We start from the raw sequence: 14,371 nt of genomic DNA on the forward strand, positions 1-14,371 counted from the left end.
GCGAAACCAGGGCAGACGAGATCTCAGCGGACGACACGCGGCGCGAAGCCGTCCCGATCCGCCGACAAGCTGATGGCGCCGTTGTCGCGTCGCGGGCCTTACCGCGTCCTGCGCGGCGATCTCGGGATCGTCGGCATGCGCGGGCAGGTGTTCGCCCCGGAGTCGGGGCACAGGGTGCCCGCGATCGCCGTCGGACACACCTGGATGGCCGACAGTCGCAGGTACCGGGATCTCCTCTATCACTTCGCATCCTGGGGTTTCGTGACCGTCGCGCCGGACGACAACACCGGCTTCTTCGCCTCCGATGTCGGCTTGGCGGCCGACCTGCGGTCGGCCCTCGCGGTCGTCTCGCGAGTCCCCCTCGGATCCGGTGCGGTGACCGTCGATCCGGACCGGATCGGACTCGTGGGCCATGGTTTCGGCGCCGCTGCCGCCGTCATGGCGGCCGCGGATCAACCGATCCTGGGGCAGCCGGCACCCGCGGTGGCGGGCGTCGCCGCACTGTTCCCGGCACCGACGACGTCGATGTTGTTGCCGGCCGCGGGCCTGGTCACCGCGCCCGGACTGATCGTGGCGGGCGCCGGTGAACTCAACACACTGGAGGCCAACGCACTGCCCCTGGCACAGGCCTACGCGGGCGATGTGGCGTTGCGCACTGTTCCGAAGGGGAACGCGCGGGATCTGCTGGAACGTCGGACGGTCAAGTCGCTGATCGGGATGAACGGATCCGACCGTGCCGTCCACGGCCTCGTTCGCGCAGCATGTACGGGATTCCTGCTGCACACCGTGGCCGGCGACGCCGAGTACCGGGCGTTCTCCGACGCGGATTCCAGCCTGGGCAAACTGGGTGTGATCGATCTGGACGACCCACCCGTGCAGCCGGTGGATCCGGTGTCACACCTGCTCGGGGTCAAACCGCGCAAGCGGCGCACCCGGAAGAGCTGACTTCACAGGTACGCTGACTGTCTATGTGTGGAATCGTCGGATACGTCGGTCGGCGCGATGCGCTGGACATCGTGGTCGAGGCACTTCGGCGGATGGAATACCGCGGATATGACTCGGCCGGGGTGGCCATTCTCGACGGGCACGGCAACACCGTGGTCGAGAAGAAGGCCGGTCGGCTCGAGAACCTCGACAAGCAGATCGCCACGGTCGGCCCGGACAACCTGGTGGGCAGCACCGGGATGGGGCACACCCGCTGGGCGACGCACGGCCAGCCCACTGATCGCAATGCGCATCCACATCTGAGCAGCGATGGCAAGATCGCCGTGGTCCACAACGGCATCATCGAGAACTACGCCGTGCTGCGGGCCGAACTCGAGGATGCCGGGATCGAGTTCCTCTCCGACACCGACACCGAGACGGCGGTGCACCTGCTCGAGAGTTACTACGCGAACGGCCCCACCGCCGGGGACTTCGTCTCCAGTGCCTACGCCGCGCTTCGTCGCCTCGAAGGCGCCTTCACCCTGGTCTTCACGCACTCCGATCACCCCGACACCATCGTGGCCGCACGCCGATCCACACCGCTGGTGGTGGGTGTCGGTGACGGCGAGATGTTCGTGAGTTCGGATGTGACCGCGTTCATCGAGCACACCCGAAATGCGGTCGAGCTCGGGCAGGACGAGGTCGTGGTGATCACCGCCGACTACTACCGGATCTCCGATTTCGACGGAGACCCGCGCGCGGGCAAGCCTTTTCACATCAACTGGGACCTCGCCGCGGCCGAGAAGGGCGGCTACGACTTCTTCATGCTGAAGGAGATCGCCGAGCAGCCCGCCGCGCTCGCCGACACCCTCCTCGGCCACCTCGAGGGCGGACGCATCGTCCTCGACGAACAACGTCTCACCGACGACGACCTCCGCGACGTCGACAAGGTGTTCGTCGTCGCCTGCGGCACCGCGTATCACGCCGGGTTGCTTGCCAAATACGCCATCGAGCACTGGACGCGGCTCCCGGTGGAGGTCGAGCTCGCGAGCGAGTTCCGCTACCGCGACCCGGTGCTGGACCGTTCGACGCTGGTCGTCGCGATCTCGCAGTCCGGGGAGACCGCCGACACGCTGGAAGCGGTCCGCCACGCCAAGGACCAGAAGGCCCGGGTGCTGGCCATCTGCAACACCAACGGCGCGCAGATCCCACGGGAGTCCGACGCCGTGCTCTACACCCACGCGGGTCCCGAGATCGGCGTCGCATCGACGAAGTGTTTTCTCGCGCAGATCGTCGCGGCCTATCTGGTCGGTCTCGCCCTCGCCCAGGCCCGTGGCACCAAGTACGCCGACGAGGTCGCGCGCGAGTTCGCCGCGCTGGAGCTGATGTCGAAGGCCGTCGAGGAAGTCCTCACGACCATGGAGCCGGTCCAGGATCTGGCACGGTCACTCGCGCACCACAACACGGTTCTCTTCATCGGCAGGCACGTCGGATATCCGGTGGCGCTCGAGGGGGCCCTCAAACTCAAGGAACTCGCCTACATGCATGCGGAGGGATTCGCGGCGGGCGAACTGAAGCACGGTCCGATCGCCCTGATCGAAGACGGCCTGCCGGTGATCATCGTGATGCCGTCTGCGGACGGCCGGGCGCTGCTGCATTCCAAGATGGTGAGCAACATCCGGGAGATCCAGGCGCGCGGAGCTCGCACGATCGTGATCGCCGAGCAAGACGACCTGTCGGCCGCGAGCGTCGCCGACCACCTGATCCCCATCCCGAAGACACCGACTCTCCTGCAGCCGCTGGTGTCGACCATCCCTCTGCAGGTCTTCGCCGCCACCGTCGCGCAGACGCGTGGCTACGACGTGGACAAGCCGCGGAACCTGGCCAAGTCGGTCACCGTCGAGTAGTCCCGACCGATGCCGACCCGCTACCTCACCGCCGACGCCGTCCGGCAGGCGGAACAGGCGACCGGGGATCTGCTGACCGGCGGCACACTCATGCGGCGCGCCTCGTCCAGCGTGGCGCAGGTGGTGATCAGCGAACTCCGGGCGACGGGCGGCTGTTACGGACGTCGCGTCGGAGGAGTGATCGGGGCGGGTGACAACGGCGGCGACGCGCTCTATGCGCTGGCAGTGCTCGCGCACCGCGGTGTGGCGTGTACCGCCGTGCTGCTGGACCCGGACAGAGCCCACCCCGGCGGTCTCGCGGCGTTCTGTCGTGCGGGCGGTCGCATCGCCGAGACCCTCCCGTCCGGACTCGACCTGGTGATCGACGGGGTCGTCGGGATCGGCGGCCGTGGACCATTGCGGGCGGCGGCCGCCGCGCAGTTCGCCCGTCTGGAACGTGCCGACATCGGGGGACCGGCGATCGTGGCCGTCGACCTCCCGTCCGGAGTCGACGCCGACACCGGCGAGGTCCACGACCCGGCCGTGCAGGCCACCATCACCGTCACGTTCGGCGCTCCCCGAAACGCCCACCTCCTGGCCGCGCCGCAATGCGGTCGGGTCGAGGTGATCGAGATCGGCATCGACGGGCCCGGGCCCTCCGATGGTCCCGCGCCCCGGCTCGCGGCACTCGCCGACGATGACGTCGCGCGGCTGTGGCCGGTCCCCGGCCCCCGCGACGACAAGTACAGCCAGGGCGTGGTCGGGGTGATCGCCGGGTCGGCGCGGTACCCGGGAGCGGCGATCCTGGCGACGGGTGCGGCGGTGAGTGCGACGTCGGGCATGACCCGTTATGTCGGAACGGCCGCCGACGAAGTGGTCTCGCATTTCCCGGAGGTGGTCGCGGCCAGGTCGCTCGACGATGCGGGACGTGTGCAGGCGTGGGTGGTGGGCCCCGGCATGGGAACCGACGACGACGCTCTGGACCTTCTCCGCACGGTGCTGGCGACCGATCTACCGGTGCTCGTCGATGCCGACGGTCTCACTCTGGTCGCAGCTCATCCGGAGCTCGTGGCGGACCGTCCGGCCCCGACGCTGCTGACCCCGCACGCGGGCGAATACGCACGCCTGGCGGGTGACGACGTCGGCGCCGACCGATTGCAGGCAGCCGCAGATCTGGCGGAGAAGTGGCAGGTCACGGTGCTTCTCAAGGGGCGGATCACGCTCGTCGCGGACCCCTCGGGCGACGTGTTCGGCAACGACGCCGGTTCCTCGTGGGCGGCCACGGCCGGGGCCGGTGACGTGCTCTCGGGAATCGCCGGCGCCCTGATGGCGTCGGGGCTCACCCCGTCCCTGGCCGGCGCCGCCGCGGCGCGGGTACACGGGCACGCGGCCGATCTGGCCGCCCGAGGCGCACCGATCGGGGCGTCTGCCCTCCTGGGCGCGGTCCGATCGGCGGTGCGGGCGATCCGCTAGGCCTCTGCGATCGGGTGAGTGTGGTCCTCACACGGCACTGGCGCGGCAGTGATCCCGGACACATCGGTGGCCGCGCACACGTGCAGGGCACTCGTGCCGATCTGGGACAATGGACGCGATGACCTCACCTGCCCTGGCCGCGACCATCGATCTCGACGCGATCGCCCACAATGTCGGCGTGGTGCGCGATGCCGCGCGCGCCGATGTCCTCGCGGTGGTGAAGGCCGATGCCTACGGGCACGGCGTCCTGCCCGTCGCGCGAACTGCGCTGGCGGCAGGCGCCGCCGAACTGGGTGTGGCGCACGTCGACGAGGCGGTCGCGCTGCGGGCCGGCGGGATCAGTGCTCACATCACCGCGTGGCTCCACACTCCCGCCACCGATTTCGGCGCGGCGATCGCCAACGACATCGACATCGCCGTGTCATCGTCGCGTCAGCTGGCCGCGGTCGTCGCCGCGGCGGCGGCCCGGTCCACCACGGCCACGGTGACGGTCAAGGTGGACACCGGGCTCAATCGGAGCGGGATCGCGGTCGACGAGTGGGCCGACTTCGCCGAATCGCTGGCAAAGGCGAAGGCCGACGGTGCCGTGTCGGTCCGGGCGATCATGTGTCACCTCGCTCGTGGTGACGAGCCCGACCATCCGCTGAATTCCGAACAGGCGCATCGTCTCGACCTCGCCGCCGACGACCTGCGCAGGCTCGGCGCCGGACCCGAGGTGATGCACATCGCCAATTCTCCTGCCGCACTGACACGTCCAGACCTTGCGCGCGATCTGGTCCGGCCCGGGATCGCCCTCTACGGGCGGACGCCGGTGCCCGAGCGCGGTGACTTCGGCCTGATTCCCGCGATGACGTTGACCGCCCAGGTCTCGCTGGTCAAGAAACTCTCTGCGGGAGAAGGGGTTTCCTACGGACACACCTGGATCGCGCCTGCCGACACGACCATCGCGATCCTGCCTGCCGGCTACGCCGACGGCGTGCCGCGGCTGCTCTCCGGCAGGTTCGCGGTCCGGATCAACGGACGATCGTTCCCGGGCGTCGGCCGGATCTGCATGGACCAGATGGTCGTCGACCTCGGTTCGGATGGCGGAGGAGTGGCCGAGGGCGACCGGGCGGAGCTGTTCGGCACCGGTCGCGACGGCGGGCCGACCGCCAAGGACTGGGCTGACACGATCGGCACCATCGACTACGAGATCGTCTCGGGTATCGGTCGTCGGGCGATGCGGGAGTACGTCGGGGGCGCCCGTGGATGACTCGGAGCGCATCGGCTGGATGGCCGGGGTCACCGGTGTCGCCGCGCTCGGGGCCGTCGCTGCCGGCGGGGTCGCCCGCAACGTGGCACGCCGTCGGACCGCGAACCGCGCGGATCCGTTTGCGGGCGTGGACTTCACCACGATCTACGACGACACCGCGAGTACGGTCACCACCGACGACGGGATCGATCTCGCGGTCCGCACGGTGATCACCGGCCCGGCGGGAGCCGATCCGGATGAGATCGACCCGGAGCTGACCGTGATCTTCGTCCACGGGTTCAGCCTGCGTATGGCGAGTTGGCATTTCCAGCGTCACGAGTTGGCGCAGCGCTGGGCCGATCGATCCATCCGGATGGTGTTCTTCGATCATCGCGGTCACGGCCGCAGTGGTCCGGCGCCGGCCGAGACCTGCACCATCACCCGCCTCGGCGACGACATCGGCGCGGTGATCCGCGCCGCCGCTCCGACAGGTCCGCTTGTCCTGGTGGGTCATTCGATGGGCGGGATGGCGTTGATGGGACTGGCGCGGCGCGACCCGGCACTCTTCGCCCCCGATGGCCGGGCCAGTGGCGTCGCCCTGGTGGCGACGGCCTCGCGCGGTCTGACCGAGGCCGGCCTCGGCGAAGGACTGTCGAACCCACTGCTCGACGCGTTCCGGCTGTCCGTCCGTCATGTCCCGGCTCTGGTGCGGGCCGGCCGCGGGATCACCCGTCAGGTGTTGGAACCCGTACTGGTCGCGGCGAGCTTCGGTCCCGACTTCTACAGCCCGAACGTGGGGCGTGCCGTCGAGAAGATGATCCAGAACACGCCCATCGAGACCATCGTGAACTTCCTGCACGCCCTGGAGAACCACGACGAATCCATGGCACTGCCGGTCCTCGCCCGGGTGCCGTCGGTGGTGGTGTGCGGCAACGCGGATCGGCTGACGCCCTTGCCCAGATCGATGCGGATGTACGGGGAACTCAGAGAGGACTCGCGACTCGTCGTGGTCGAGGGGGCAGGTCACATGGTGCAGATGGAGAGGCCGGACGTGGTGACCCAGGCGATCGTCGACCTGGTGGATCGTGCGCGGACGGCGACGCCGCAGCCGCGCCGTCGCCGGTGGTGGCGAAGGAGGGTGTCGGGATGAGCGGACCCGTGGAGGCAGGTGCGGCAGGCGCGCGAACGCTGGCCGAGGTCGCCGACACCGAAGATCTGGGACGGGAACTGGCCGCCACCCTGCGAGCCGGGGACCTGGTGATCCTCGACGGCCCGCTGGGCGCAGGCAAGACGGCGATGGCCAGGGGTATCGGGGCCGGGCTGCAGATTCTCGGTAGGGTGTCGTCGCCGACGTTCATCATCGCGCGTGAGCATCGGCCGTCACGGCCGGGACTGCCCGGCATGATCCACGTCGACGCCTACCGGCTCGGCGGCCTCGACGAGCTCGATGCGCTGGACCTCGATTCCGACCTGACGGGGGCGGTGATCGTGGTGGAGTGGGGTGAGGGAGTCGCCGAGCGTCTCGCCGATCGGCACCTGCGGGTGCGCCTGCGGCGGGAGCCCGAATCGGATGTCCGTCGCGCCGAATGGGAATGGGTGGATCACTGATGTGGGTATTGGCCATCGACACCGCGACCGACTCGGTGGTGACCGGCGTCGCGTGCCTGCGCCCCGACGACAGTGGTGCGCCCGAGGTGGCGGCCGAGCGCGTCGTGTCGGACGGGCGCCGGCATGCCGAGGTGCTCACCACACTCATCGCCGAGGTCCTGACGGAATCGGGAGTCGCGCGCACCGATCTCGCCGCAGTGGTCGTCGGGTGCGGGCCGGGCCCCTTCACCGGATTGCGTGTGGGCATGGCGACCGGGGCGGCCTTCGCCGACGCGCTGGGGCTGCCCGCGTACGGCGTGTGTTCGCTGGACGCGGTCGCCGGACAGGAGCTCATGGACGGGGCGGCTGACGGCTCGATGCTCGTGGTCACCGATGCCCGACGTCGGGAGGTCTATTGGGCCCGGTATGTCGACGGGAGACGTGTGAGTGGGCCGGAGGTCGTCGCGCCTGCCCGGCTCGTCGACGACCTCGCCTCGACGCCCATCGATCTCGTGGCCGGATCACCGGCGCACGCCGAGCTCTTCGGCCGCGCTGTCGGGACCGCGACGGTACCGTCGGTGGCCGGTCTCGTGGCGGCCGCGTCCGACGAGCTGCGTACCGGAGCGCATCCGGAACCACTGGTGCCGCTCTATCTCCGGCGCCCGGACGCCGTGGAGTCCAAGGGCCGTCGGCTATCGGCGGGACAGAACACGGAGGTGCGACGATGACGACGTCGGAGCTGCTGATCGACGACCTCGACTACTCGGACATCCCCCGCTGCGCCGCGCTGGAGAAGGAGATGTTCGCCGACGATTCACCCTGGCCCGCAACGGCTTTCCGAGCCGAGCTCAACGCCCCGTACAACCGGTACTTCGCGGCCCGCGAACGGCCCGGCGGAGACGTCGTGGGCTACGCGGGAGTCTCGACACTGGGGTCGGCCGGCTCGTTCGAATGCGAGGTCCACACAATCGCCGTCGCGCCGTCGCATCGCGGACGGGGTTACGGACGCGCGTTGCTGGTGGCGATGCTCGACGTCGCCGACGATTGTGGCGCGCCGGTTTTCCTCGAGGTGCGCACCGACAACGACACCGCGATCGACCTCTACGCGCGACACGGGTTCGTCCGGTCGGGCATCCGCCGCAATTACTATCAACCGTCGGGTGCCGACGCGTACACGATGATCCGACCGGCCACGCCGGAGTCAGCCACGCCGGAGTCAGGGAGTACCCCATGATCGTGATGGGAATCGAGAGCTCGTGTGACGAGACCGGAGTCGGGATCGTCCGGTGGGATCCGGACGGCGTCGGCGACGGCGGGAAGGGCACTGCGGCACTGCTCGCCGACGAGGTCGCGTCCAGTGTCGATGAGCATGCCCGGTTCGGCGGCGTGGTCCCCGAGATCGCGTCACGAGCACACCTCGAGGCGATCGTGCCGACCATGCAGCGTGCCCGAGAAGTTGCCGGAATCGACCGCCCCGATGCGATCGCGGTGACGATCGGCCCGGGTCTGGCCGGCGCTCTGCTGGTCGGTGTCGCGGCCGCGAAGGCCTACGCATTGGCCTGGGACGTCCCACTCTTCGCCATGAATCACCTGGGCGGTCATGTCGCGGTCGACACGCTGGAGCACGGGCCGATGCCGGAGTGCGTCGCCCTCCTGGTCTCCGGTGGCCACACCCACCTGCTGCACGTGACGGACCTGGCGTCGCCGATCACCGAACTCGGGACCACGGTCGACGACGCGGCGGGGGAGGCATTCGACAAGGTGGCGCGCCTTCTCGATCTCGGATTCCCGGGCGGTCCGGCGCTGGATCGTGCTGCAGCCGAGGGTGATCCGAGTGCGGTCGCGTTCCCACGCGGGATGACCGGACCTCGTGACGCGCGCTACGACTTCTCGTTCAGTGGTCTCAAGACGGCGGTGGCACGCCACGTCGAGAAATGCGATCGCGACGGCGTCGAGGTGCCGATCGCCGACGTCGCCGCGTCGTTCCAGGAGGCGGTTGCCGACGTCCTGACGATGAAGGCGCTCCGTGCCTGCACGGACCTCGACGTCGACACCCTGGTGCTCGGCGGTGGTGCCACCGCGAACTCTCGCATTCGATCGCTGGCACAGGAAAGGTGCGAGGCGGCGGGCATCACCCTACGGGTGCCCCGGCCTCGCCTCTGCACCGACAACGGAGTGATGATCGCGACGCTGGGCGCGCATGTCATCGCGGGGGGAGCCCAGCCGTCCCCGCTGACCGTCGCCACCGACCCGGGGATGTCGGTGCAGGTCAGTCAGCTCTGACGCTGCAACAGTTCGCGGCAGCCCAGTGAGTGGTCGGCCAGTACCGCCCGCTGGGTCGGGCGCGCGCGCCGGTAGCGGTCCTCGCCGCTCTCGGTGAGCTGGGCGAACACCGACCGTCGATCCGACTCACACATCGTCCTGCTCGCGAGCCCGTCCTTCTCCAGGCGCGCGACCACGCGTGACAGAGCGCTCTGGCTGAGATGGACGTGCTCGGCGAGCTCGCTCATCCGCAGACTGTGTTCATCTGCTGCCCAGAGCAATTCGAGGACCTCGAACTCACTGGCGGAGATCTTGTGATTGGCCTGCAGTTCACGGTCGAGGGCGCAGGAGACCCGGTGATACCGAACCGACAGGTCATGCCAGGCCGCGGCCAGCGCATCCTGATCGGTTCCCTCGGTCATGCCGAACACCTTACCACATGCAAATACATGTAATGCATACGCAATAAATGCCCTGACATTAGATGTAGACGCATTACATGCAAACGCATATAGTCAACGCTCATGACCCAGACACACGATCTCGTCATCACTCAACGCGCCACCGATCCGTCCACCGCGCCGCCCGCACCGACCGACCCCGCAACGCACATCACCAGCGCCTCCGGGTGGGGCTCGCGTACCTGGCTGTTGCTGGTGGTCCTGGCCGGGGCGCTCTTCCTGGACGGCCTCGACATCTCGATGGTCGGTGTCGCGCTGCCGTCCATCGGCGCCGACCTCGGCATGGGGCAGTCGCAATTGCAATGGATCGTCAGCGGCTATGTCCTCGGCTACGGAGGACTGCTCCTGCTCGGCGGGCGGACCAGCGATCTGATCGGCCGGCGGCGCGTGTTTCTCATCGCTCTCGGCGTGTTCGGGGTGGCCTCGGTGGTCAGTGCGGTCGTCGACGTCGACGCCCTGATCGTCGCGCTCCGATTCGTCAAGGGCGTGGCCGCGGCATTCACCGTGCCGGCGGGCCTGTCGATCATCACCACCACTTTCGCGGAGGGGCCCGCGCGCAATCGGGCCTTCTCGATCTACACCGTCTGCGGTGCCAGCGGGTTTTCCCTCGGCCTGGTGTTCGGTGGCCTGCTGACCGAGATCTCCTGGCGCGCAACGCTGATCTTCCCCGGGCCGGTCGCGCTGCTGTTGCTGTTCGCGGGCCTGCGGGTGATCCCGAAGATCGGTGCCGCACCGTTCAGGTGGGCACAGTTCGACGTCGTCGGTGCGTTGACGAGCACGGGTGCACTGCTGCTGCTCGTCTTCGGGGTGGTGCGTGCACCCGAGGTCGGCTGGGCATCCGCGGTCACCATCGGGACCCTGGTCGTGTCCGGCATCCTCGCCGTCGCATTCGTCCTGGTGGAACGCCGGCATCGGCATCCGCTCGTGCGCCTCGGACTGCTGCGGTCGCCGCTGCTCGTGCATGCCAACATCTCGGCGGCCCTGATGTTCGGTTCGTATGTGGCGTTCCAGTTCGTGGTGACCCTGTACCTGCAGGATTCCCTTGGATGGTCGCCCCTCGCGATGGCGCTCGGATTTCTGCCTGCCGGCCTGATCGTCGCCGCCAGCGCCATCCGGATGGACCGCGTGCTGGATCGAGTGCCGACGCCCTGGCTGCTCGTCGGCGGATTCGCGGCTTTCCTGGGTGGCTACCTTTGGTTCGCACGAGCGGAGCCGGGAATGGCCTACGCCGACTTCCTGCTGCCGACGATCATCTTGCTCGGCATCGGTTTCGCCGTCACGTTCCCGTCGGTCACATCTCAGGGCACCGCGGGTGTCGACGACGCGGAGCAGGGACTTGCCTCGGGGCTGGTCAACACCAGTGTCCAGGTGGGCGGGGCGGTGATGATGGCGGTGGTCACCGCGATCCTCACGAGCTCAGACGAACCGTCCGGTCCCGGCGAGCTCCTGGGCGGGATGTCGACGGCGATCTGGGTTGTGGCGGGCCTGTCGATCGTCGGTCTCGCCAGTGCGATCGCGATGGCGACATGGTCGCGAAAGAGCCGTACGCAGGTGCTACCGGGCCCGGTACCGGCGCTCGAGAGCCCGCTCGCGGGCGGGGCCGACTGATTTTGCAGCCTCCGCCCTTGAGTGCTGGCACTCTCGTGTATAGAGTGCTAGTCGGCACTGCGTGAAGCCTCGGCACCCGCGACGACGGGGCTTCGTCCAGCGCCATGAACATCCGAACCACCGTTCGAACTCACTCAGTACGAAAGTTGAGGACTCACATCGTGGCGAGCGTGAACATCAAGCCGCTTGAGGACAAGATCCTGGTGCAGGCCGTGGAGGCAGAGACGACCACCGCGTCCGGTCTGGTCATCCCGGACACCGCCAAGGAGAAGCCGCAGGAAGGCACCGTCATCGCCGTCGGCGAGGGCCGGGTTACCGAACAGGGCAACCGCGTCCCGGTCGACGTCAAGGAAGGTGACACCGTCATCTACAGCAAGTACGGAGGCACCGAGATCAAGTACGCCGGCGAGGAGTACCTGATCCTCTCGGCGCGCGACGTGCTGGCCGTCATCGGCAAGTAAGACCCGCGAATCACACCGCGTGTCCACCGCCCCGGAGCCCTCGTCGGGCGCCGGGGCGGTGCTGATTCTCCAAGCTGTCCCGCACTCTGAAAGAGACCCATGTCCAAACAGATCGAATTCGATGATGTAGCGCGCCGCGCGCTCGAGCGCGGTATCAACCAACTGGCCGACACGGTGAAGGTCACCCTCGGCCCCCGCGGCCGGCATGTGGTGCTGGCCAAGGCGTTCGGCGGACCGAGCGTCACCAACGACGGCGTCACCATCGCCCGGGACATCGACCTCGAGGATGCCTTCGAGAACCTCGGTGCCCAGCTCGTGAAGTCGGTGGCCACCAAGACCAACGACGTTGCCGGCGACGGCACCACCACGGCGACCGTGCTCGCACAGGCGATGGTCTCGGCCGGTCTGCGCAACGTCACGGCGGGCGCCAACCCGATCGCGCTCGGCATCGGGATCGGAAAGGCCGCGGACGCGATCAGCGCCGAACTGCTCCGGGTGGCAACCCCGGTCGACGGTGAGAAGGCGATCGGCCAGGTCGCGACCGTCTCGTCACGTGACGAGGAGGTCGGCGTGATGGTCGGCAAGGCGATGACCCGGGTGGGTGGCGACGGCGTCGTCACCGTCGAGGAGGGCTCCGGTCTGGAGACCGACCTCGACATCACCGAGGGCGTCCAGTTCGACAAGGGCTTCCTGTCGCCGTACTTCGTCACGGATGCGGACAGCCAGGAGGCCGTGCTGGAGGACGCATTTGTGCTCCTCTACCGCGACAAGATCAGCTCGCTGCCGGACTTCCTGCCGCTGCTGGAGAAGATCGCCTCCGAAGGCAAGTCGGTGCTGATCATCGCCGAGGACGTGGAGGGCGAGCCGCTCTCGACTCTCGTCGTGAACTCCATCCGCAAGACCATCAAGGCCGTTGCGGTCAAGGCCCCGTTCTTCGGGGATCGTCGCAAGGCGTTCCTGGAGGACCTGGCGGTCGTCACCGGCGCGACAGTGATCTCCTCCGACATCGGCATGTCCCTCGCCGAGACCGGACTCGACGCGCTCGGCTCGGTCCGCCGCGTGGTCGTGAGCAAGGACACGACGACCTTGGTCGAGGGTGCGGGCACCAAGGACGACATCGCCAAGCGTGCCGAGCAGCTCCGTCGTGAGATCGAGCAGAGCGATTCCGACTGGGACCGCGAGAAGCTGGCCGAGCGCCTGGCCAAGCTCGCCGGCGGCGTGGCAGTCATCCGCGTGGGCGCTGCCACCGAGACCGCGCTCAAGGAGCGCAAGCATCGCGTCGAGGATGCCGTGGCGGCGGCCAAGGCCGCAGTCGAGGAGGGCATCGTCATCGGCGGCGGCTCCGCGATCGTGCAGGCGGCGTCAGTGCTCGACGCGCTGGCGGCGGACCTGCCCGACGACGAGGCGCTCGGGGTGCGCGTCGTGCGTGACGCGGCCCGCGCCCCGCTCTATTGGATCGCCAGCAACGCGGGCGTCGACGGTGCCGTCGTGGTCGCGAAGGTGACCGAGTCCGATCAGGGCCTCGGCTTCAACGCAGCCACGCTCACCTACGGTGATCTGCTCGCCGACGGGATCATCGATCCCGTGAAGGTGACGCGATCGGCCGTGGTGAACGCGGCATCCGTCGCGCGGATGGTGTTGACCACCGAGACCGCGATCACGGACCGGCCCGAGGAGGCCCCGGCCGGCGGTCACGGTCACGCCCACTGACATCGGCGACGTATCCGCAAAACCCCTCGGGGGCATCGATCCTGCTGGATCGATGCCCCCGAGGGCGTTGGGGAGGGGTCCGCGTGTCGGCTAGCCGGCCATCCGGCGTCCGACACCGCGCTTCATCAGCATGCTGCGTTCGGATTCGGAGAGTCCTCCCCAGATGCCGTAGGGCTCGGCGACCGCGAGGGCATGCTCACGGCATTGGGCGATCACCGGGCACTGGTGGCACATCTCCTTGGCACGGCGCTCCCGCTGGGCGCGCGCACGGCCGCGCTCACCGTCGGGGTGAAAGAACATCGAGGATTCCACTCCGCGGCAGAGACCCTTCATTTGCCAGTCCCAGATGTCGGCGTTCGGGCCGGGAAGAAGATTTGGCTGAGGCATGACAGCGACTCCTTGTCTGCGAGTGGCACTCGTATTCATCAGTGCATCCACACAGTAGGCAAGCAAAAGAAATGGAGTCAATCCCGCCAAATACCTGCTCAATGATGGTGAAACTTCGGGAAATGTTAACTCTGTGTTGTGGAAACGGACCGGACTAGCATATACCCGGAACTGGGTGGATCAGGCCCCTGCTGCGGGACGGTTTGCCCTATCTGAACTGCGAATTCCCTTGCCCGGGGGAGTGTTTCGGCAGCCGCGGCAGCTCGTTTCAGGGAGGTTCCGTGACGGGCGTCGCGTAACACGGAAGAAATATGCAGAATATGCCTGCGTGATCTGGGGGCGGAATTAATGTTTGTGACGGCAGGTTAAATTCATGCAAAC

General features: G+C 68.2%; 14 protein-coding genes. 12 read left to right on the top strand and 2 right to left on the bottom strand.

Annotated elements, in window-relative coordinates; translation table 11 throughout:
- The first annotated feature begins 72 nt into the window (after positions 1-72).
- From OVA31_RS18995 to tsaD, 9 genes are all read left to right on the top strand, one after another.
- Positions 73-945 carry an alpha/beta hydrolase gene (locus OVA31_RS18995; RefSeq protein ID WP_267631605.1) on the top strand — a complete coding sequence of 291 codons (873 nt, stop codon included), beginning with the start codon at positions 73-75 and terminating at the stop codon, positions 943-945.
- A 23-nt stretch (positions 946-968) separates the two neighbouring features.
- Positions 969-2,831 (top strand): glutamine--fructose-6-phosphate transaminase (isomerizing), encoded by a 1,863-nt coding sequence (gene glmS, locus OVA31_RS19000; protein WP_267628154.1) that lies wholly within the window; start codon positions 969-971, stop codon positions 2,829-2,831.
- Positions 2,832-2,840: 9 nt separating this feature from the next.
- Positions 2,841-4,283: an NAD(P)H-hydrate dehydratase gene (locus OVA31_RS19005; RefSeq protein ID WP_267628155.1), complete on the top strand. Its 1,443-nt coding sequence runs from the start codon at positions 2,841-2,843 to the stop codon at positions 4,281-4,283.
- A 118-nt stretch (positions 4,284-4,401) separates the two neighbouring features.
- A complete protein-coding gene (gene alr, locus OVA31_RS19010; protein ID WP_267628156.1) occupies positions 4,402-5,535 on the top strand; it encodes an alanine racemase in 1,134 nt (377 codons plus the stop codon).
- A 19-nt stretch (positions 5,536-5,554) separates the two neighbouring features.
- Positions 5,555-6,664 carry an alpha/beta fold hydrolase gene (locus OVA31_RS19015; RefSeq protein ID WP_267631606.1) on the top strand — a complete coding sequence of 370 codons (1,110 nt, stop codon included), beginning with the start codon at positions 5,555-5,557 and terminating at the stop codon, positions 6,662-6,664.
- Positions 6,661-7,122 carry a tRNA (adenosine(37)-N6)-threonylcarbamoyltransferase complex ATPase subunit type 1 TsaE gene (tsaE, locus tag OVA31_RS19020; RefSeq protein ID WP_267628157.1) on the top strand — a complete coding sequence of 154 codons (462 nt, stop codon included), beginning with the start codon at positions 6,661-6,663 and terminating at the stop codon, positions 7,120-7,122. The genes OVA31_RS19015 and tsaE overlap by 4 nt, the downstream gene beginning before the upstream one ends.
- Positions 7,122-7,829 carry a tRNA (adenosine(37)-N6)-threonylcarbamoyltransferase complex dimerization subunit type 1 TsaB gene (tsaB, locus tag OVA31_RS19025; RefSeq protein WP_267628158.1) on the top strand — a complete coding sequence of 236 codons (708 nt, stop codon included), beginning with the start codon at positions 7,122-7,124 and terminating at the stop codon, positions 7,827-7,829. Before tsaE ends, tsaB begins: the two co-directional genes overlap by 1 nt.
- Positions 7,826-8,335, top strand: a complete 510-nt coding sequence (rimI, locus tag OVA31_RS19030; protein WP_267628159.1) for a ribosomal protein S18-alanine N-acetyltransferase — start codon at positions 7,826-7,828, stop codon at positions 8,333-8,335. Before tsaB ends, rimI begins: the two co-directional genes overlap by 4 nt.
- Entirely contained in the window at positions 8,332-9,384 is a 1,053-nt protein-coding gene (gene tsaD, locus OVA31_RS19035) for a tRNA (adenosine(37)-N6)-threonylcarbamoyltransferase complex transferase subunit TsaD (RefSeq protein WP_190267654.1), read from the top strand. The genes rimI and tsaD overlap by 4 nt, the downstream gene beginning before the upstream one ends.
- On the opposite strand, the gene OVA31_RS19040 is transcribed toward tsaD, so the two are convergent.
- Positions 9,375-9,785, bottom strand: coding sequence for a MarR family winged helix-turn-helix transcriptional regulator (locus OVA31_RS19040; RefSeq protein ID WP_164307025.1), 411 nt, complete (start codon positions 9,783-9,785; stop codon positions 9,375-9,377). The genes tsaD and OVA31_RS19040 overlap by 10 nt on opposite strands.
- Positions 9,786-9,887: 102 nt before the next feature.
- Here OVA31_RS19040 and OVA31_RS19045 point away from each other — a divergent pair, with 102 nt between their 5' ends.
- The 3 genes from OVA31_RS19045 (at position 9,888) to groL (ending at position 13,603) form a co-directional block, all read left to right on the top strand.
- Complete coding sequence (locus OVA31_RS19045) at positions 9,888-11,432, top strand: MFS transporter (protein ID WP_267628160.1); 1,545 nt, start codon at positions 9,888-9,890, stop codon at positions 11,430-11,432.
- 161 nt (positions 11,433-11,593) lie between these two features.
- Positions 11,594-11,893, top strand: coding sequence for a co-chaperone GroES (gene groES, locus OVA31_RS19050; protein ID WP_006334733.1), 300 nt, complete (start codon positions 11,594-11,596; stop codon positions 11,891-11,893).
- A gap of 99 nt (positions 11,894-11,992) precedes the next feature.
- Positions 11,993-13,603 carry a chaperonin GroEL gene (groL, locus tag OVA31_RS19055; protein WP_267628161.1) on the top strand — a complete coding sequence of 537 codons (1,611 nt, stop codon included), beginning with the start codon at positions 11,993-11,995 and terminating at the stop codon, positions 13,601-13,603.
- 90 nt (positions 13,604-13,693) lie between these two features.
- On the opposite strand, the gene OVA31_RS19060 is transcribed toward groL, so the two are convergent.
- Positions 13,694-13,990 (bottom strand): WhiB family transcriptional regulator, encoded by a 297-nt coding sequence (locus tag OVA31_RS19060; RefSeq protein WP_164307028.1) that lies wholly within the window; start codon positions 13,988-13,990, stop codon positions 13,694-13,696.
- Positions 13,991-14,371: the final 381 nt, after the last annotated feature.

It is taken from the genome of Gordonia sp. SL306 (assembly GCF_026625785.1).
Lineage (GTDB): Bacteria > Actinomycetota > Actinomycetes > Mycobacteriales > Mycobacteriaceae > Gordonia.